An 18,092-nucleotide genomic window follows, 5' to 3' on the forward strand; every position below is an offset into this window, starting at 1 on the left:
GCGCGACCCGGCCCCGCTCCGGACGGCCGTCAACAGGCGGTCAACGGGCGCCGCGCCCGCACCGCCCGGAACCGGTCAACAGGCGTACCCCATCCGCCGGGAGAGCTCCACACCGGCGGCGACGGTGCGCTTGACCACCTCCGGCAGCCGCTCCGCGTCCAACCGGTAGGCGGGCACCGAGACGCTGATCGCGCCGATGACCGAGCCGTCGTGCGCCCGCACCGGCGCCGCGACCGCGCGCAGCCCCAGCTCCAGTTCCTCGACCGCGACCGCGAAGCCCCGCTCGACGACCTCGGCGAGCTGATCGCGCAGCTCGACCGGGGAGGTCACGGTCCGCTCGGTCAGCCGCGGCAACTTCCGGGCCAGCACGGCCTCCTGGACCGGCGTCGGCTGGTAGGCGAGCAGCGCCTTGCCGCTGGACGTGGCGTGCAGCGGCGTCCGGCGGCCGAGCCAGTTCTGGGCGGTGACCGACGCCGGGCCGCGGGCCTGCATGATGTTGACCGCGGCGTCGCTCTCCATGACCGCGATGTTGACCGTCTCGCCCAGCTCGTCGGCGAGCGTACGGCAGACCACCGCGCCCTCCTGGGAGATGTCCAGCCGCACGGCCGCGGCCCCGGCCAGCCGCAACACCCCCGCGCCGAGGTAGTACTTGCCGCGCTCCTGCTCCTGGGCGACCAGCCCGCGGTTCTCCAGCACGCCCAGCAGCCGGAACGCGGTCGACTTGTGCACGCCCAGCTCGTCGGCGATCTCGGTCACCCCGGCCTCGCCGAGTCTGGCCAGGATCTCCAGCACGGTCACCGCCCGGTCCACCGACTGCACCGCGCTCGCCGCGCCTCTGGGTGGCTTTCCCGCCACCGCCCGGCGCGGCTTCCCGTCCGGCCTGCCCGCCGGCTGATTCTCCGCCCGCGCCTCCGACTTAGCCGTTTTCGTCATAGGTCCGTGTCACCACCCAGCTCGCTGCCACCATCCAGCGGCCCGATCGGGCCGGCATTTCCGGGGACCGCTTGACGCGCCCGGCCCCCGACTGGATTCTGTTGCGTATGACGCTCTGTCGTGCGGATTGCGAAACTCGATAGTACCGAACAGTAATAGGGGGGCCCAGTGATACCCGTCTGCCACCTCGCTGACCTGCCCGCCGGCGAGTCCGTTCGCCTCGACACCACGCCTCCGATCGCCGTCTTCAACGCCGACGGAGAGCTGTACGCCATCGACGACACCTGCACCCACCAGGACGCCTCACTCGCGGACGGCTGGCTGGAGGGGTGTCTGGTCGAATGCCCGCTGCACGCCGCTTCATTCGATCTCCGCACCGGCGCACCGACCTGCCTGCCCGCCCGCCGCCCCGTCCGCACCCACCCCGTGACGGTCGAGGACGGCATGGTCTACGTCCACCGCACGGCCGAGGAGGACACCGCCGCATGAAGTCGGTCACCGTCATCGGAGCCTCGCTGGCCGGGCTGTACGCCGCCCGGGCGCTGCGCGCCCAGGGCTACGACGGCCGCCTGACGATCGTCGGGGCGGAACCGCACCGCCCGTACGACCGCCCGCCGCTCTCCAAGGAGTTCCTCACCGCGCCGGCCACCGCGGAAGGCGACGCGGACCCGGCCGCCGAAGGGCCGCTCGCCCTCACCGACACCGAAGAGCTCGCCGGACTCGACGCGGAGTGGCTCCTGGGCACCCGCGCCACCGCCCTCGACACCCGCCACCGCGCCGTCCGCCTCGACACCGGACGCACCCTCACCACCGACGGCGTCGTGCTCGCCACCGGCGCCGCACCGCGCCGCCTGCCCGGCCCCGCACCGGACGGCTCGCACACCCTGCGCACCCTCGACGACGCCCGGGCCCTGCGCGCCGACCTGGCCCGCGGCGGCCCGACCCGGGTCGTGGTGATCGGCGGCGGCTTCATCGGCGCCGAGGTCGCCGCGTCCTGCGCCGCCCTCGGCCACCAGGTCGCCGTCGTCGAGGCCGCGCCCCTGCCCCTCGTCCCCCAACTCGGGGAATCCATGGCCGAGTTGTGCGCCCGGCTGCACGGCGACCACGGCGTCGCCCTGCTCACCGGCACCGGCGTCCGGGGGCTGCGGGCGGGCGCCGACGGCCGGGTCACGGCGGTCGAGCTCGCCGACGGCCGGCTGCTCTCCGCCGACGTCGTCGTCACCGGCATCGGCGTGCGCCCCGCCACCGACTGGCTCGAAGGCTCCGGCCTGCCGCTCGGCGACGGCGTCCGCTGCGACGCCGGCTGCGTCACCCCGATCCCCGCCATCGTGGCCGCCGGCGACGTCGCCCACGTGGCCGGCGCCCGCGCCGAACACTGGACCAGCGCCACCGAACAGGCCGCCACCGCCGTCCACAACCTCCTCGCCGGCCGCACCGCCCGCACCCACCGCGCACTCCCCTACTTCTGGTCCGACCAGTACGGCGTCCGCATCCAGTTCGCCGGCCACCGCCGGTCCGGCGACGTGCCCCGCATCATCGAGGGCTCCCCGGACGACCGCAGCTTCCTCGCCCGCTACGAACGCGACGGCCGCACCACCGCCCTGCTCGCCCTCAATCGCCCCCGCCCCTTCGCGCGCCTGCGCCGCGAACTCGCCCGGGCCACCCAACCCGCCCCCACCGGCTGACGGCCCGACAGCCCGCCTCCCACCGTCCGCACGAAACCACCACCCAACGCCGCCTCTGCTGAGGGAAGTTGGGAGCTTCCCCGATGCGGACCGCGGCCCCCGACTGGCCACCGTCGGGCGCAGGCCCCGTCGGGCGCTCCGCCGCAGCGCTCCGGACGTCGGATCCTGCCCGGCACGTCGGAGCGAGGACCATGACGGCGGACCGCCGACACCGGCTCGGCAAAAGCGCGTACGCACTGCCGGCGGGCGGCGCGGGGCTGCTGCTCGGCGGCCCGGTCGTGGTCTCCCTGTCCCCGCGGATAATTCGGCGGAACGGCGGGACGGCGGCGGACATAATCGGCACCATGACCACGAGCGACTCCCCCACCGCCGCCACCCGGACCACCCCGCAAGGCCCCTGGCTCGCGCCCGGAATTGTGGTGATCACCGGCATCCAGGCCGCCGGCAAGTCCACCGTGGCGCAGGCCCTCGCCGAGCGGCTGCCCCGGGCGGTGCATCTGCGTGGTGACGGCTTCCGGCGCAACATCGTCCGCGGCCAGGTCGGCATGACCCCGGATGCGGGGGAGGAAGCCCTCGCCCAACTGCGGTTGCGCCACCGGCTGACGGCCGCCTGCGCGGACGAGTACGCCCGGGCCGGCTTCACCGTCGTCGTCCAGGACATCCTCCTCGGCGAGCACCTCGCGCAGCTGGCCGCCGACATCGTGACCCGCCCGCTCGCCGTCGTCGCCCTGCTGCCCGACCCGGAGGCGGTCGCGGCCCGCGAGGCGGGTCGGCCCAAGACCGCGTACGGGCCGGACTGGAGCGTGCGGGACCTGGACGTGCTGCTGCGCGCGGAGACGCCCCGCGATCTCGGGCTGTGGCTGGACACCACCCAGCAGACCGTCGAGGAGACGGTGGACGCCATCCTCGGCCGGGCGTGGACCGAGGGCGCGGTGGCCTGACAGCCGTGGCCGCGACCGGTGGGCGGCACCCCCGTGTCCTCCCACCGGTCGCGCCGCCGTCACCCCCGTCACCGCCGCGGCAATTGCCGGGCGAAGAAGGACCGCACCCACCCGCGCACCAGCGGCACGGATTCCGCCGGGCCGATCGGGCCGACCAGTGCGCGACGGTCGTCGGCGGCCATCAGCCCGGCGGCTTGCAGCTGCGGGGCGAGGGCCGCGTAGTCGGTGAACACCCAGTGCGCGGCCCCGGCGATCTCCGCCCGGTGGACCCGACCGCCCGAGCGCGCCCGCACCGCCGACCAGGAGCGTGCCAGCTCTCCCCGGTGCGGGAAGCCCGCGCTGCCGAGCAGCAGCAGCGGCCGGTCCACCCCGTATCGGGCGACCGGGAACAGCTCCCCCGGCCGACCGGGAGCCGGGCCCGGGTGGTCCAGATAGCCCTCCAGGTCGACCGCGGCGCGGATCCGCGGGTCCTCGAACAGCGCCTGGGCCGCGGCGGTGCCGCCCGCCGAGTGGCCGTAGACGCCGGTCCGCCCCAGGTCCAGTGCCCGGCCGAGGCCCGGCGGCAGCGCCCGCCCTGCCGCGTCCGGGTTGCCGCCGGCGGCCAGCACCGCCAACTGCCCGAGGACGAACCGGATGTCGGCGATCCGGGTCCCGATCATCGTGCGGAACAGGCCGGGGTCGGTGCGGGGATCGGCCCGGAGCACGGTCGTCCGGACCCGCTCCGGGCGCCCCGGCCGCGTCACGGGGAAGTCCACCTCGCTGGTGTCGCCGGGGTGGTCGAGGGCGACGACCACCGCGCCGTGGCTGGCGAGTTCCTCCGCCAGGCCGGTGCCCAGGGTGCGCGGGTCGCCACCGCCCGGGGAGTAGAGGATCACCGGCCCCGGTACCTCCCGCGCGGGCGCATCGAGGTGCGCGTGCGTCGTGGTGGCCGCCCAGTTCACGCCACTTGTCGGCAGGTGGTGCACGGCGACGTCGATCTGCGCGAAGAGTGCCGCGGCGGCCTCGGTCATCTGCCGGGCCACCGGGCGGCCGGGCACGTCCCGGGCGGGGTAGACGACGGTGAGCATCAGCTCCCGTACACCGATCCCGGGCTCCCAGGGGTCGGACCGGTCCGGATCGACCAGATAGAGCGTGGTGGCGCCGATCGGGTGCGGCCCGCTCGGCGCCGGCAAACGGGGCGTCACCCACGCCCGGGCCCGTTCCCGCTCCGGCTGCCCTGCCCGGGCGGTACCCACGGCGCCGCCTCCGAGCAGCGCCCCGGCCGTCAGCATCACCGCCGACCTGGTGACGGCCCGCCGCGCCACCCCTCCCCCACCGGCATCCGCGCGCTCCTCGCCCCTCCGCACCGACATCGCTCCCCGCACTCCTCTCCGCCGGGGCCCCTCCGGCCCCCGTCGCCAACTCGGCCCGGCCGCACCGCGCTTGTCGCCTCGTGGCGCTGCGGGGGCCCGGCCGTCACCGACAGCCTGGCGCCGGGGCCGGAGAGCGGCAATCGTTTAGGGTCTGGCCGAAAGGGTGGCGCCACCGGGGGCGGGGCGCCGGGCGGCAGGGGGCGCGATGATCCGGATCCACTTCACGGCCGCGGACTTCGCCCGGGTCCGCTTCGCGCCCCGACCGGCCCCGCTCCAGGAACTCAACGTGGCGCTCGGCACGATGTGCCGTCGCGACGCCGCGCCGCTCCTCGGGCGCTGGCGGCAGCGGACGCTGCGCGCCCTGCCGCCGGCCGCCGAGCCCTTCGGGGACCTGGTCCCCGGTTTGCGGGCCCCGCGCTTCCTCGACCAGTTCGGCGACGACCTCGCGGAGGGGCTGGAGTCCGTCCGGGCCACCGGACCCGAGGTGGTCCGTGCCGAGATCGAGCGGGTCTACGCCGGGCAGCCGACGCCGGCCCCACGCTGGGTCCATGGCCTGCACCGGGGCGACGCCGACGCCTGGCGGCTGCTCAGCCGGGCCCGACGTGCCGCCTTCGACGCCGTCCTGCGTCCCGTCTGGCCACTGATCCAGGACCTGCACCACGCGGAGTTCACCCGTCACGCCCTGACCGTCGCCGAGCACGGGCTCGGCGCGGCGCTGAGCACTCTCACCCAGGATGCCCGACTGCACCACGGCGTCTGGGAGTTCACGTCCGCCACCGCGCACCGCGAGATCGAGCTGCGGGGCCGCGGGGTGGTCCTCGTCCCCACCTTCCACCGGACCGGCCCGCCGCTCCTCGCGGAGCTGCCCGGCCACCCGCTGTATGTGACCTATCCGGCCGGGCCGGGGCTTCCCCTTCCGCCGTCCCCGGCCGGCGGCGCCGACGAGGCGCTGGCCGCGGTGCTGGGCCGGACCCGTCTGGACATCCTGCTGGTCCTGGCGGCGGAGCACACCACCGGGGCGCTCGCCCGCCGGCTGTGCGTCAGCAACGCCACGGTCTCGACCCACACCGCGGCGCTGCGGGGTGCCGGCCTGATCACCACGGAGCGGGCCGGCCGGGCGGTGCTGCACCGCCGGACACCGCTGGGAACCCTGCTCGTCCAGCGCGGCCGGCCGGCGGGCCCGCCACCGGTGTAGTGGTGGCCGCGGACGGCCCGGGGGCGACGTCGTCCGCGGCCACCGGCCCGTCAGCGCAGGGCCATCACATTGGTGGCCTTCGCGCCGTGCACATCGAAGACGACCTGTTGGCCGACGTCGGTGGTCTGCGTCTCCATCCCCGAGAACGGGAGCCGCTCGCCGTGCTCGTCGGCGATGATGCCCACACAGTCGCTCTTGTTGAACAGGACGATGGTTCCCTGCGGCATCGCTTCCTCCGTGGACGGAAAGACCCCGGCGGCGGGCCACTCCCGCCGACTGCGGTGGGTAGGAAACCTATTACGGAACGTGCGCCGAGAGGGAAGGGACCGACGCCCCCTTGGCCATACTTGACCGAAAGTCAGTCCTGCGCGCTTCACTTTCGCGACCAGGCAAACGACATCCGGAACGCCCGCGCCGAACCGGGCCCGGACCGCCGGCGCGGCGGTCCGGGCCCGTTCCCTCAGCCGCGGGCGCCCTCGACGGCCCCGCACAGCTCGTCCTGGTGTCGGCGGACGACCTCCGCCGCCCAGTCGCACATCGTCAGCCGGGGCAGCGTCCCGGCGTCGAACCAGTGCAGCATCACCCCTTCGGTGAGCGGCAACGCGATCGCGTCACCGTTCCAGTGCCCGAGGAAGACCTGGATGTGCCCGCGCAGGACGCCGTCCGGTCCCGAGCGGCGCAGCAGCACGAACGGCTCCAGGTCGGGCACCACCAACCCGGCCTCCTCGCACAGCTCTCGGGCGATCGCCTCGTGTGCGGTCTCGCCCGGCTCGGGGGCGCCGCCCGGCAGCGACCAGGTGCCGGGGTCGTGGATCTCCTTGTGGGCGTCCCGGAGGTGGAGGAGGTACTGGCCCCGGTCGTTGACCAGCAGTGCCGCGGTGCCGGTGACGACGGGCCGGTCGGCCGGGGCCGGGGCGTCCGCCGGATCGGCCGGAGCCAGCGGGACGGCCTCCGTGACGATCGGCCCGCCCGCCGCGTTCCGGTGTGTCTCCCGGGTGTGCTGGTAGGCCCACAGGTCCCGGAACAGCCCTGGTTCGGCGACCAGTTCGGGGAAGGTGCCGTGCTGGACGACCCGGCCCTTGTCCAGGACCAGGATGCGGTCGGCCACCGCCACGTTGGTGAGCCGGTGGGTGATCAGGACCACCGCACGGGTCGCCGCGCTCTCCCGCAGACCGGCGAAGATGCGGTGCTCGCCGAGCGGGTCCAGCGCGGAGGTCGGCTCATCCAGGACGAGCAGCCCGGCCCGGCGGTGGAACGCCCGGGTGAGGGCGATCCGCTGCCACTGCCCGCCGGACAGCTCCTGTCCGCCGAGCCAGTCGCGGGCCAGCACCGTGTCGAGCCCGGCCCGGAGTTCGGCGATCACCTCGTCGGCACCGGACCGCGCACAGGCGTCGCGGACGTCGGCGTCGCCGCCCTCGGTGGGACGGCCCAGGGTGATGTTCTCCCGGGCGGTCAACGGCCAACGGGCGTAGTCCTGGGGCACCAGGGCGACCTGCGCCCACATCGCCTGCGGGTCGAGGTCGCCAGTGGGCACGCCGTCCCAGGTGACCGTGCCGGTGGTCGGCAGGTACAGCCCGCTCAGCAGCTTGGCCAGGGTGGTCTTGCCGCTGCCGTTGTAGCCGACCAGGGCGATGACCTCGCCGCGCCGCAGGGTGAACGAGACACCGCGCAGCGCGTCCTGGGCCGCCTCCTCGTACCGGAAGACGAGGTCCTGGACGCGGATCTCCTGCGGGGCGGCGGGCACGACGTCGCCGCGGCGCATCCGGAAGCCGCCGGCCTCCGCCAGGAACTCCGACCAGTCGTCCATGTAGAGCCCGGTGCGCATGATGCGGGCGCCCCCGGCGACCAGGCCGCGCAGCGCCGTGCCGACCGTCTGCAGCGCGAACACCGCGGTACCGGCGTGCCCGATGGTCATCCCGCCGGTGGCCAGCAGCCACACCACCGCCGCCCAGACCGCGGTGGAGGCCAGCCCGCCGCAGACCGCGCCCGCCGCGGACATCCGTGCCCCGGTGTCGGCCGCGCGCCGGTCGGCGCGGTTGATCCGTTCGGTGATCTGCCGGTAGCGCCCGATCAGGAAGTCGGCCATGGTGCCGGCCCGTACCTGGTCGGCGGCGTACCGGTCGCAGACGTGCCAGCGCAGGATCGACAGCAGCCGGTAGTCGCCACCGGCCCGCAGCCGGGCCAGGTACCGCACCCGGGCCGCACCCACCTGGGCCACCGCCTGGGGCAGACTGGCCAGCGCCAACAGCGGCAACAGCGCCGGGTGCAGCGTCGTCAGCACACCCGCGCCGGCCGCCAGCGAGGCGAGCGAGGCGATCAGGTCCTGCCCCTCCCCCACCAGGTCCTGGGCGATCTCGGCACCGCGGTCGGCGGCCTCCTTGCGGTGGGTGAAGCCGGGCGCGTCATAGGCCGTCAGCTCGACCTCGGTCACCGCCTGGAGCAGCCGGAGTTCGGCCTCCCGGGACATCTGCGGCCCCAGCCTGGACGACAGCCAGACCACCACGATGCCGAGCGCCGCCCGCACCCCGGCGGCGACCGCCAGCAGAACCACCGACGGCCAGGCCCCGAGCAGCCGGCCGTAGATGTCCCCGCCGGTCAGCAGCGCCGTGATCGTCCCGCTGACCGCCAGCAGTCCGAGCGCCTGCAACGCCCCCGAGGCCGCCTGGCAGACCAGCAGTCCCAGGGCCGCCGCGCGGTCGGTGCGCCAGGCCAGGGTGACCGACCGCCGCACCAGTTGCGGCAGTCGGCGCGCCATGTCCACCAGGCGGATCTGCCGCGCGGCCCGCTCCCGGCTGCCGGTGCGGTCGACGTACTGGAGCTCCTCCCCGCTCGTCACCCCGCCGGCCACCGACGCGGGTTTCTCCTTCCGTACCCGGCCGTATCCCCCAACTCGCGTTCTGCGCATCGCTCTTGTTCCCCTTCCACGGTCATCGGCTGGTGCTCGCGGCCGGGCCGGCCGGGCCCGCAGGGCGCGCCGTCCCGGCTCCCGCGGTGTCAACCGCGCGCCGCGCCCGGACGGGCCACCGGAGAGGAATTCGAACGGAACCGGACCGCGCCCGGACACGGGCGCCGGCCCGCCCCGCTCTCTCCGAGGCGGTCGATGGGCACAGGTGCCCTACAGAACGGCCTGCCGCGGACCCCGTAACGGGTAATCCAGGGGCAGACATTGCACAGACGTTCCCCCGCCCGCGGGAAGCCGTGGGAGATCTGACGTCCGGGCGCCGACGACCACTCGAACAGCTCGGGTCACTCCTGCGGGGTATTGCGAGCCGGGCTCGGTGCGCGGCTCCCGGGCGGGCGCCGCACCGCCCCCGACCGCGCTCGACGGCACCCCGTCGCCAGGGCGTAGCGGACCCGGCTGGCCTCCTCCCCCATCGCCTCCGCGGCGTCCTCCACCGAGTAGCCGAGCACCTCGTGCAGGACGAACGCGTCGTATTCCAGGGCGGGATGGCGGAGCGCCGGCTGCGCACGGCGACGTAACGCGCCCTCCTCCAGGGTGGGGCCCGGGCCTCCGCCGCGCTGCCGTATGCGGGTGCTCACCAGGGTCCAGGCGCAGGCGGCCGGGTTGGGCCGGCGGACGATGTCGGCCCAGCGGATGGCGACTTCGCCCATGGCCTCGCCCAGGATCCGGGAGGCCGCCGGTTCCGCCGCGTGGGCCAGGGCGTAGTCGAGGTAGCGCCCGCAGTGCAGGGCGTAGAAGGCTTCGAAGGCGGGCGGCAGGGTGACCGCCGGCGGGGCGGCGGGGGCCGCGGACCGCCGGCTCGCCGGGGCCGGCGCACGGGAGGGCGGCGGCGTCATCCGAACGCCTCGGCACGCGGAGTGCGACGTTCGGACACCAACCCGCAGGTACGGCGGGCGAGTTGGGTGAGTCGGGCGTGGTCCCAGAGCGGGCGGATGTCGTCCGGGCGGCCGTGCAGGATGCCGACGACCGTGCCGACGGTCTCCCAGTCCGGGACGAGGGAGCCGTGCAGCAGGCCGGCGACCTCCCGCTCGTTCAGGGCGTGCCCGCTGGAGAGGCAGATCTGGGTGGGATCCGGGCAGGCCGCGGAGAGATAGAGCCCGCGCAGCGCCGCGTGCAGGCTCCCGGCGCGCGCCGGGCGCCGTCCGTGCGCGGCGTCCCACAGCGGGCGGACGGTCTCCGGGTCGCCGCCGCAGGCGTGCACCAGCCGGCGGGTGACCTTCCAGGAGGGGCTGCGCTCGCCGGAGAGGATCCGCGAGATGTACGAGGCGCTCACCCGCGCCTCGTCGGCCAGGGCCCGGAGGGTCTTGTCGCTGGCCCGCTGGAGGTGGGACAGCGCCGAGGCGAGCGCGGTGCGGGAGTCCTGGCCCGGCGGTCCGCCACCCGGCCCGGCCGTGCCGCCGCCCGCGCCCCCGTCGCCGTCTCTTCCCCCGCCTTCGCCGCCGCCCTCGCCCTCCGGGTACGCGCCGCGCTGCGGGGCGGTGCGGACGGCGCCGACCCGACGGCGCTCGCCGTCCGCGCGGGCGGCGGACGGCGGTTCCAGGCGGGGCGGGGCGGTCAACTGCTCCGGGCGGGCGTGGCAGGGCGGCGGCTCGGCCCGGCCGGCCGGCAGCGCCACCGGGACGGCGGCGAGGGTGGCCGCACGCCGCTCGCGGCGCTTGGTCATCTTCCGGACGATCCGCTCCGCCGTGTACGACCGGCCGACCTTGTCCACGGTGATGCGCAGGGCCTCGGCGATCGCCGGTCCCTTGTGGCCGCGGTCGCGGGCCTGTTGCACCACTGCGGCGGTGACGTGGTCGAGGTCGCTGGTGAGCTCGACGACCTGCCGGAGCCCGGCGAGGGCGTCGCCGTCGCGTATCTGGGTCCGCAGCACCGCGATCCGGCAGGCCATGTCGTTGGCGACCTGGAGGGCGTCCTCGTCGTGCGACCTGGCCTCCGGTGTCCGCCGCGAGCTGCGGATCTTGCGGGCGGCCCGGCCGCAGGCGTCGCCGCAGTACTTCCGACGCCGCCCCGGGCCGGATCCGCTCTCCACCGTGTTGGGGCAGCCGGCCCTCGCGCAGGGGACCGATCCAGGATCCTTAGGAGTCATCAGCTGTAATCCTTCTGGGGGATGTGCCACCGTGAACTCGCCGCAGAAATGGGCGATTTGCGGTTTGCCGGCGGGCATCGGAGTCGCGCCCCGCGGGCCGTCGGGCGCCGCGTCACGACCCCGGCACCGTGCCGGGCGGCCCGCCGTGGCGCCGGAAGGATCTCCGGCGCCACGGCGGGCCCAGGTCTCGGACCACCGTCCGAGCGCGTCTCACCAGGACCGGGCGGCTGCGCGCCGCACCGGGTCAGCCGGCGCGTCGGCGCTGGTGGCGGAGACGGGAACGGCAGATGGCGATCAGCCCGGCCAGCGCCACGGCGGACGCCCAACGGGTGTCGGCACCCTGCACCAGGACGTTCCCCAGATACGGAATCGCGAGGAACGCACCGCACGGCACGGCGAGTTGGACGTCGCACCGGATGCCCAACCGGGCCGCGGACCGGGTGCCCGCCCGGTCGTTGACCGGGAAGTCACGCCGGCCCCCGGTTTCAACCGGGCCCCCGCGAGGGATGTTAGCTTCGTAGCGCCTCAACTGGGCTGCCCTCGGGCGCCAGCGAGGTGTTCGGTCAGGGGGCATCTGTCCTCCTTGATCGAGTGGGATGCGAATGAGTGGCCCTGGCGCCGGTTCCGAGCCTTGCCAGGGCCACCTCGTGTTCCCGGGACGGTACATCGTCACAGAACCCATCCACCAACGCTACAGTCGGTTATTGGCACGATTGCGGTTGCCGTTGTCTTTCCAGTTGCGAATCCGACTCCCGCCGCAACGCCCGTTCGGATTCCGCGCCGCGGAAGGGGCGTTCGCCCTGTTCCCGCGGTTTCCCCCTGAACGCGCCTGCGGGCGACGTAGGGTGAACAGGTGATCGAGACCTGGCAGACCACCGACCCCGGAGTCCTGCGACTGCCCTCCGGCCGTCTGGTCCGCGGACGCGGCCTGCGCCACCAGCTCCCCGCCGGCCCGACACCCTCCTACGCCGTCCACCTCCTCGGCAAGCAACCGCCCGAAGTCCCCTGGGAGGCACGATGGTTGCTCTGGCCGGACTTCCGACTGCCGCGCCATCGCGCACAGGCGCAGCACGTGCTCCGCGACGCGTGGGAGCGAGCGGCGGGGGAACGCGTCGAGTTCGCCTGCGGCGGCGGGCGCGGTCGGACCGGCACGGCGCTGGCCTGCCTCGCCGTACTCGACGGCGTCCCGGCCGACGAGGCGGTGGAGTTCGTCCGCCGGAACTACGACCGGCACGCCGTGGAAACCCCCTGGCAGAAGCGGTACGTCCGCCGCTTCACGGCATAGCGGCGGCCGTCGAACTCCCTCCCGTCGCATGCCACTTCTGCCGCCCGTACGTCGAGGAGTGCGCTCCGGCGCTCCGGCGAGGGCTGCGTCCTGCGCATGACCGGCATGGTTCGCGGGTGCGAAGTGGGGGCCGCTGTCAGTGGTCGGTGGTATCCCTGAGAATCGGGCGACGCACGTGCCGACGCCACGCCGCTCCGGGGCCGAACGGGGCGCGGGGGCCCGGCCGTTCGGCCGAACCCCCGCTTGTCAGCGCGTCCCTTCGGGCCGGTCAGCCCCGGACGCCGTTCACCCACTTCTTGAAGGCGTGGATCTCGGTGTAGATGTCCGGCGTCGTACCGCAGGTCGAACCGACCCCGCGGCTGTCGACGCCGACGATCTCCCAACGGCCGGCGGCCCACCGCAGCAGCGGGGAACCGGAGTCGCCGTTGCAGGGACCGAGGGTGTTCTCGGGGTTGTCGGCGCACACATCGCCGGCGCGGATGCCCCAGGCGTCGCTCCCGTTCGCCGGGTTCTTGACGCACTTGGGCGTGTCGCCCGGGATGGTCCTGGTGTCGAGTTGCTTGAGCAGCTTCGGCAGCTTGCTGTAGTCGCCGGCGCTCGCCGGGTCGTCGTAACCCCAGCCGATCTCCCGGACCGGGGTGCCGGCCGCGGTCGCCGTACCCGCCAGTGCGACGGGTCGCTGCGCCACCTTGGTCTTCAGGTGCATCAGCGCCAGGTCGGATCCGGAGCTGCGGTCGTCCGACGCGACGTAGGCGGGGTGGACCTCGATGCGGTCGACACCGGTCAGGGTGCCGCCGGTGGTGCGGTCGTTGGAGCCGATGCGCAGCTGGAACTGCGATGCCGGCTTGATCTCGAAGGGCTTGCCGTCCTTGCCCGGCAGGGTCACGCAGTGCGCGGCGGTGATCACCCAGTCGTCGCCGATGAGGCCGCCGCCGCAGCGGTGGCGGGTCGGGTCCTCCGCCCCTCCTCCCTGGATCGAGGCCATGAAGGAGTAGGCCGGCGCCGATCCGCCGCCGATGATCTTCGGCGCGTTGTCGGCGGGCGCGGCGGCCGCCGTCCCCGTGGCAGCCAGTGCCCCGGCGAGGACGGTCGCGGCGAGCGAGGCCGCCGCAAGTCCCGTCCGCTTCATGGCAGATATGGATGTGTTTCGACGTTCCACGTATGAACTCCCCGTTCAAACATGCAGACTCAAGTGGCCACACTGGCCACTTGAGTCATTTGACACCACTGCAGCAACAACTGACACAGAAATATCGGAAGTTACGAGTGCGGTGAATGTCACGGGGAGCGTCAGGGGCGTGGGGCGGTCCCCGGCATCTGGGCGGCACCACCGGCGCGTACCGCTTCGAGCACGGCCCGGTGGAGCACGCCCACGCCGCCGGGTGGGATCCGGACCGGGCCCCCTTCGAGGTCGTAGCGGTCCTCGGCTCCGGTGTAGTGGATGACGACCTGGGCCGTGCCGTCGCCCCGGTCGGTGGTGGTGATGGTCAGGTCGCCGGTGATGACGCCGACCTGAACCGTCATCGCGCCACCGGGACCGGCGGTGACCCGGTCGGTGAGTGTGTCGGGATCGGAGGTGGTCACGGTGCGCAGGTGTCCAGCATCTCGGTGAGTTTGGCCTTCTCGGGTTCGGTGACGTTGAGGTGGTAGACGTGCTTGACGTCGGTCCAGGCGCGGGCGTAGGTGCACCAGTAGGCACGCCGGGGCGGGGCCCACTGGTCCGGGGACTGGTCGCCCTTCGACCGGTTGGAGCGGGCCGACACCGCGATCAGCTGGGAGTGGACGAGGTCGTTGGCGAACTTCCGGCGCTCGGGGGTGGTCCATGTGTCGGCACCGGAACGCCAGGCGTTCGCCAGCGGGACGACGTGGTCGATGTCGAGCTGGCGGGAGTTGTGGAAAACCTCCGCGTCGTATTCGCTGAACCATGCCCCCGAAATGGCCCGGCACTCCTCGTCCTGCTTGACGTCTTCACCGTCCCTGGCGAGGACGACCTCTCGGGTGTCGCATTTCCCGTACTGGTTGATCCAGTGCGGGAATTTCGCGCGGCTGTAGCCCTCCATCGAATGCGGCTTCGCGACGTGCAGTCCGGCGAGTTCGGTGCGCACCGCGCCCACCGGCGGTGGCTCGGGGAGTCTCAGCGGAACGGCGTCGAATGCGGTCTCCGCGGGCCGCGACGCGGAGGCGAGGGTGGTCTGCGGATCCGGGGCGGCTGTCGCGGTCGTCGACGCGCTCGGCAGAACCACGGCGGCGATCAGGGCTGTTGTGGTGGCGACGCGGCGCCACCATGCGTTGGTCAACACCCGGAGAGCATCACCAGGCGAAACGGTTCGGCATCCCGAAATTCACTCCTTGGTGGGTAAATTCGGGTTTCCGGCATTCCGTTGAGTAAGCGAGTGAGTATAAGGCTCTGTGCGATTCGCAGGAAATACGGGGTGAAATCGGATCGGGAATCGGATCTGGCGAAAGGGATTCCCGGCGGGCGGGTGCCGACGCCATCACGTTGGCACCCGCCCGACACCGTATCCGCCAACGCACCGGCCTTCAGCGGCGGTTGGGGACCCGTTCCCACCACGTGACCGTGCGCAGGCACCACTCCGCCGGGCCGTATCGGAAGCGGGCCAGCCACCAGCGGCTGAAGAGCGTCTGGAGAGTGAGGATCACCAGGGCCAGGAGCATGGCGGTGCCCCAGCGGAGGGAGTGCCGCAGGTCGAGGAGCGGGGCGGCCGCGACGACCAGGAGGGTGGCGGCCAGGTAGTTGGTGAGCGCCATGCGGCCGAGCGGTTCGAGGACGGCGGACAGCGCCGTGCCCAGCGGGGTGCGCAACAGCAGGAGCAGGGTGACGGCGTAGGCGACGGCGGCCAGCAGCCCGGCCGCGGCGGCGATCCGGGTGGCGTGGGCATCGGCGGGGTCGGTGGCGTACTGCCACCACAGCGCCGCCGCCGCGGCGGGCGCGGCCACCGCCAGCACCGCGACGAGCGTGCCGGTGCGCTGCTCCAGGGCGCGCGGCACGCCCAGGCGGGCCACCGCGAGGCCGAGCAGGAACAGGCCGGGGATGGTGACCAGGCCGCCCGAGGCGAGCGTCACGGAGGCCAGGGTGAGGCCGCCGCCGGCGGCCAGGACGAGCGGGGTGGGCAGCCAGGTGGCGGGCAGCAGCACGAGCAGCCCGAAGATCGCGTAGGGCGTCAGGGCCTCGCCGGGGTGCAGCAGTTGGTGCGCCGCCCCCAGGAGGCCGAGCGCGATCAGACGCCGTACGAGGAGCAGCCGCGGCCGGTCCGAGCGGCGCGCGGCACCGTCGAGGAAGAGCGCGAAGCTGATGCCGAAGAGGAAGGAGAAGATCGGGAAGAAGCGCTCCTGGACGGCGAGGTCGAGGAACGCGCGGACGGGGTGGAGCTCGCCGGGGCGCGGCCCGAAGGCCATGGCGGTGATCTGCGGGATGTTCACCAGGAGGATGCCGCAGAGCGCGAATCCGCGGAGCGCGTCGAGGGCGCGGATGCGGCGGGCGGCGGGGCCCGGGGGCCGGGCCGGTGCGGGCGGTGCGGTGGCGGTGGTCGGCTGCATGGTTCCACCGTCGGCCGGCGGGGGTGCGCGGGACCTCTGCCGTTCGGCCGGAATCGTGCGGAGGCCCTCGGCCGAACGGCCGATGCCGCGCCCAGCGCCGCCGCGGGGGCCGGGCGGCGGTCAGCGGGAGCGGACCGTGCCGGTCTCCCAGGCCCAGGCGGCGATCTCCACGCGGTTGCGGACGCCCAGCTTGGTCTGGATGCTCCCGAGGTGGGTCTTCACGGTGCCGAGGGAGACATAGAGCTCCTGGCAGATCTCCTGGTTCGTGCGGCCCCGGGCCACCAGCCTGGCCACGTCCGTCTCCCGGTCCGTGAGCGGGCTCGCGGGGCGTCCGTCGGCGGCCGGGCCGGGGTGCGGTCCGAGCCGTTCCAGCAGCCGTACCGTCACCGACGGGGAGACCAGCGCATCGCCGCGGGCCGCGGCCCGGACGGCCTCCACCAGCAGCCCGGGGCCGGCGTCCTTGAGGAGGAAGCCGCAGGCACCGCCCTGAAGGGCGCCGTAGACGTAGTCGTCCTGGTCGAAGGTGGTCACCACGACGACCCGCAGTGGATCGGTGGCGTCCGGTCCGGCGAGGATCCGGGTGACGTCCAGGCCGTCCAGTTCGGGCATCCGGATGTCCACCAGGCAGACGTCGGGGCGCAGCCGGCGGGCGGCTTCCACGCATGCCGCGCCGTCGGGGACCTCGGCGATCACCTCGATGTCCGGTTGGGCGTCGAGGATCAGCCGGAAGCCGGTGCGGACCATGTCCTGGTCGTCGGCGATCAGCACCCGGGTCGCGGGGGGCCGGTGCGCGGGTTCCAGCGCGGGTGGGGACGGCAGGGAAGGGCTCACGGGTCCGATCGTGCCATGCCGCCTTCGGCATCCGGTCCCGCGCCGGGTCCCGGGTCCAGCACGGGGAACGACGCGGTCAGCTGCCAGCCGCCCTCGGGGGTGGGCCCGGCGGTCAGCGCGCCGCCGACCGCCTCGGCCCGTTCCCGCAGGCCGACCAGTCCGAAGCCGCCGCGACCGCCTGCCGGGGCGGCGGCGCGCTCGGCCGCCGGGCCGTTGTGCACCTCGACGGTCAGCTGCCCGCCGCGGAGGGCGGCGCGGACGGTGACGGTGGCCGCCGCGGGCGCGTGCCGCCGCACATTGGTCAGGGCCTCCTGGACCGCGCGCTGGACGGAGGTCTCCACCTCGGGCGCGAGGCGGGCGCGGCGGGCGGCGGCGTCGATCCGGACGGTGACGTCCGGGCCGCCGCGCCGGGCGAAGTCGGCGGCGAGTTCGGCGAGCCCGGCGTACAGCTCTCCGGGGCGCACCCCGCGGCCCTCCTCCTCGCGGAGGACGCGTACCAGGCGGCGCATCGAGTCCAGCGTCTCCAGGCCCGCCCGCTCGATGCCGAGCAGCATGGTGTCGACCCGTTCGGGGGCGGTCTCGCGGATCGTCCGGGCGGCCTGGGCCTGGACCACGATGCCGGTCACGTGGTGGGCGACGAAGTCGTGGAGGTCGCGGGCGAGTTCAAGGCGTTCGCCCTGCCGGACCGCGGCGACGGCGCGGGCCCGGCGGGCGTCCAGGGCGCGGAGGTAACAGCCCAGGCCGAGCGCCGCGCCGACGGCGAGGGTGAGGACGAAGGCGTAGTTGACGAGGTCGCCGTAGTGCCGCAGGCGCAGCGGCGCCGCGACGACGGCGGTGCCGAGCGCGGCGCACAGCACGACGGCGGCTCGTGCGGGGGCGGCCCGGCGGGCGGTGCCCAGCAGCAGGCCGAGCAGCGCCGCGGTCTCCGGCAGTCCCCAGCTCCCGGCGGCGCTGCGGACGGGCAGCGCGACCAGTGCGAGGGTCACCGCCCACGAGGCGGCCGCCGCGATCGCGGCACGGCGCCGTACGGACAGCCACCGGTGGGGCGCCAGCAGCAGCGCCGCGAAGAGCGGTGCGGCGGCGAGCGCGACGAAGTCCGCCGCGGTGTGCGGGTATCCGGTCAGCGGTTGCAGGCTCTCCCAGTCGGCGAGCCAGAGCAGGACGAGGAGCAGGTACAGCGCGCCGGTGGCCGTCCATCGGGCACGGCGCGGGAGGGGTGCGTGCGGTTCCACTCCGGCAGGCTACGGAAGCGCCCGCCCGCGGC

18 protein-coding genes and 1 pseudogene are annotated in these 18,092 nt (G+C 74.4%); 5 read left to right on the forward strand and 14 right to left on the reverse strand.

What is annotated here, in order from left to right; all coding sequences use genetic code 11:
• Positions 1-75 precede the first annotated feature (75 nt).
• Positions 76-819 (reverse strand): IclR family transcriptional regulator, encoded by a 744-nt coding sequence (locus tag JNO44_RS07495; RefSeq protein WP_039638514.1) that lies wholly within the window; start codon positions 817-819, stop codon positions 76-78.
• Between the two features lie 282 nt (positions 820-1,101).
• Between JNO44_RS07495 and JNO44_RS07500 the strand changes: the two genes are divergently transcribed.
• The 3 genes from JNO44_RS07500 (at position 1,102) to JNO44_RS07510 (ending at position 3,559) form a co-directional block, all read left to right on the forward strand.
• On the forward strand, positions 1,102-1,422 hold the full coding sequence (locus JNO44_RS07500; protein ID WP_039638513.1) for a bifunctional 3-phenylpropionate/cinnamic acid dioxygenase ferredoxin subunit: 321 nt from the start codon (positions 1,102-1,104) through the stop codon (positions 1,420-1,422).
• Entirely contained in the window at positions 1,419-2,618 is a 1,200-nt protein-coding gene (locus tag JNO44_RS07505) for an NAD(P)/FAD-dependent oxidoreductase (RefSeq protein WP_205362432.1), read from the forward strand. The genes JNO44_RS07500 and JNO44_RS07505 overlap by 4 nt, the downstream gene beginning before the upstream one ends.
• Positions 2,619-3,037: 419 nt before the next feature.
• A complete protein-coding gene (locus tag JNO44_RS07510) occupies positions 3,038-3,559 on the forward strand; it encodes an AAA family ATPase (protein ID WP_205369471.1) in 522 nt (173 codons plus the stop codon).
• Between the two features lie 68 nt (positions 3,560-3,627).
• Here the strand turns inward: JNO44_RS07510 and JNO44_RS07515 are convergent, their stop codons facing one another.
• Positions 3,628-4,911, reverse strand: a complete 1,284-nt coding sequence (locus tag JNO44_RS07515) for an alpha/beta hydrolase family protein (RefSeq protein WP_240167473.1) — start codon at positions 4,909-4,911, stop codon at positions 3,628-3,630.
• Positions 4,912-5,116: 205 nt separating this feature from the next.
• Here JNO44_RS07515 and JNO44_RS07520 point away from each other — a divergent pair, with 205 nt between their 5' ends.
• Positions 5,117-6,106 carry an ArsR/SmtB family transcription factor gene (locus JNO44_RS07520; RefSeq protein ID WP_205362433.1) on the forward strand — a complete coding sequence of 330 codons (990 nt, stop codon included), beginning with the start codon at positions 5,117-5,119 and terminating at the stop codon, positions 6,104-6,106.
• A 50-nt stretch (positions 6,107-6,156) separates the two neighbouring features.
• On the opposite strand, the gene JNO44_RS07525 is transcribed toward JNO44_RS07520, so the two are convergent.
• The 6 genes and pseudogenes from JNO44_RS07525 to JNO44_RS07545 form a co-directional block, all read right to left on the reverse strand.
• Positions 6,157-6,333 (reverse strand): hypothetical protein, encoded by a 177-nt coding sequence (locus tag JNO44_RS07525; protein WP_167390850.1) that lies wholly within the window; start codon positions 6,331-6,333, stop codon positions 6,157-6,159.
• Between the two features lie 233 nt (positions 6,334-6,566).
• Positions 6,567-7,121 carry an NUDIX domain-containing protein gene (locus JNO44_RS45095; protein WP_240167951.1) on the reverse strand — a complete coding sequence of 185 codons (555 nt, stop codon included), beginning with the start codon at positions 7,119-7,121 and terminating at the stop codon, positions 6,567-6,569.
• Positions 7,095-8,954, reverse strand: a pseudogene (locus JNO44_RS07530) (ABC transporter ATP-binding protein); the annotation flags it as partial. The gene JNO44_RS45095 and the pseudogene JNO44_RS07530, both read right to left, overlap by 27 nt.
• A 398-nt stretch (positions 8,955-9,352) precedes the next feature.
• On the reverse strand, positions 9,353-9,904 hold the full coding sequence (locus tag JNO44_RS07535) for a hypothetical protein (RefSeq protein WP_205362434.1): 552 nt from the start codon (positions 9,902-9,904) through the stop codon (positions 9,353-9,355).
• On the reverse strand, positions 9,901-11,154 hold the full coding sequence (locus JNO44_RS07540) for a helix-turn-helix domain-containing protein (RefSeq protein WP_205362435.1): 1,254 nt from the start codon (positions 11,152-11,154) through the stop codon (positions 9,901-9,903). Before JNO44_RS07540 ends, JNO44_RS07535 begins: the two co-directional genes overlap by 4 nt.
• Positions 11,155-11,398: 244 nt before the next feature.
• The gene (locus JNO44_RS07545; protein ID WP_205362437.1) at positions 11,399-11,578 is read right to left on the reverse strand and encodes a hypothetical protein; all 180 of its coding nucleotides are present in this window, start codon (positions 11,576-11,578) and stop codon (positions 11,399-11,401) included.
• 429 nt (positions 11,579-12,007) lie between these two features.
• On the opposite strand from JNO44_RS07545, the gene JNO44_RS07550 reads away from it, so the two are divergent.
• Positions 12,008-12,439, forward strand: a complete 432-nt coding sequence (locus JNO44_RS07550; protein WP_205362439.1) for a protein-tyrosine phosphatase family protein — start codon at positions 12,008-12,010, stop codon at positions 12,437-12,439.
• Positions 12,440-12,707: 268 nt separating this feature from the next.
• Here the strand turns inward: JNO44_RS07550 and JNO44_RS07555 are convergent, their stop codons facing one another.
• The 6 genes from JNO44_RS07555 to JNO44_RS07580 all read right to left on the reverse strand — a co-directional run bounded on the left by JNO44_RS07555 (position 12,708) and on the right by JNO44_RS07580 (position 18,060).
• Positions 12,708-13,568: a S1 family peptidase gene (locus JNO44_RS07555; protein WP_205362441.1), complete on the reverse strand. Its 861-nt coding sequence runs from the start codon at positions 13,566-13,568 to the stop codon at positions 12,708-12,710.
• Between the two features lie 161 nt (positions 13,569-13,729).
• Positions 13,730-14,023, reverse strand: a complete 294-nt coding sequence (locus JNO44_RS07560) for a hypothetical protein (protein ID WP_205362442.1) — start codon at positions 14,021-14,023, stop codon at positions 13,730-13,732.
• On the reverse strand, positions 14,020-14,736 hold the full coding sequence (locus tag JNO44_RS07565; RefSeq protein ID WP_235095937.1) for an HNH endonuclease family protein: 717 nt from the start codon (positions 14,734-14,736) through the stop codon (positions 14,020-14,022). The genes JNO44_RS07560 and JNO44_RS07565 overlap by 4 nt, the downstream gene beginning before the upstream one ends.
• 244 nt (positions 14,737-14,980) lie before the next feature.
• The gene (locus tag JNO44_RS07570) at positions 14,981-15,997 is read right to left on the reverse strand and encodes a DUF418 domain-containing protein (RefSeq protein ID WP_205362443.1); all 1,017 of its coding nucleotides are present in this window, start codon (positions 15,995-15,997) and stop codon (positions 14,981-14,983) included.
• A gap of 120 nt (positions 15,998-16,117) precedes the next feature.
• Positions 16,118-16,765, reverse strand: a complete 648-nt coding sequence (locus JNO44_RS07575) for a response regulator (RefSeq protein ID WP_205369485.1) — start codon at positions 16,763-16,765, stop codon at positions 16,118-16,120.
• Positions 16,766-16,824: 59 nt separating this feature from the next.
• On the reverse strand, positions 16,825-18,060 hold the full coding sequence (locus JNO44_RS07580; protein WP_240167474.1) for a sensor histidine kinase: 1,236 nt from the start codon (positions 18,058-18,060) through the stop codon (positions 16,825-16,827).
• Positions 18,061-18,092 lie beyond the last annotated feature (32 nt).

The organism is Streptomyces noursei (assembly GCF_016917755.1).
Classification (GTDB): Bacteria; Actinomycetota; Actinomycetes; order Streptomycetales; family Streptomycetaceae; genus Streptomyces; species Streptomyces yunnanensis.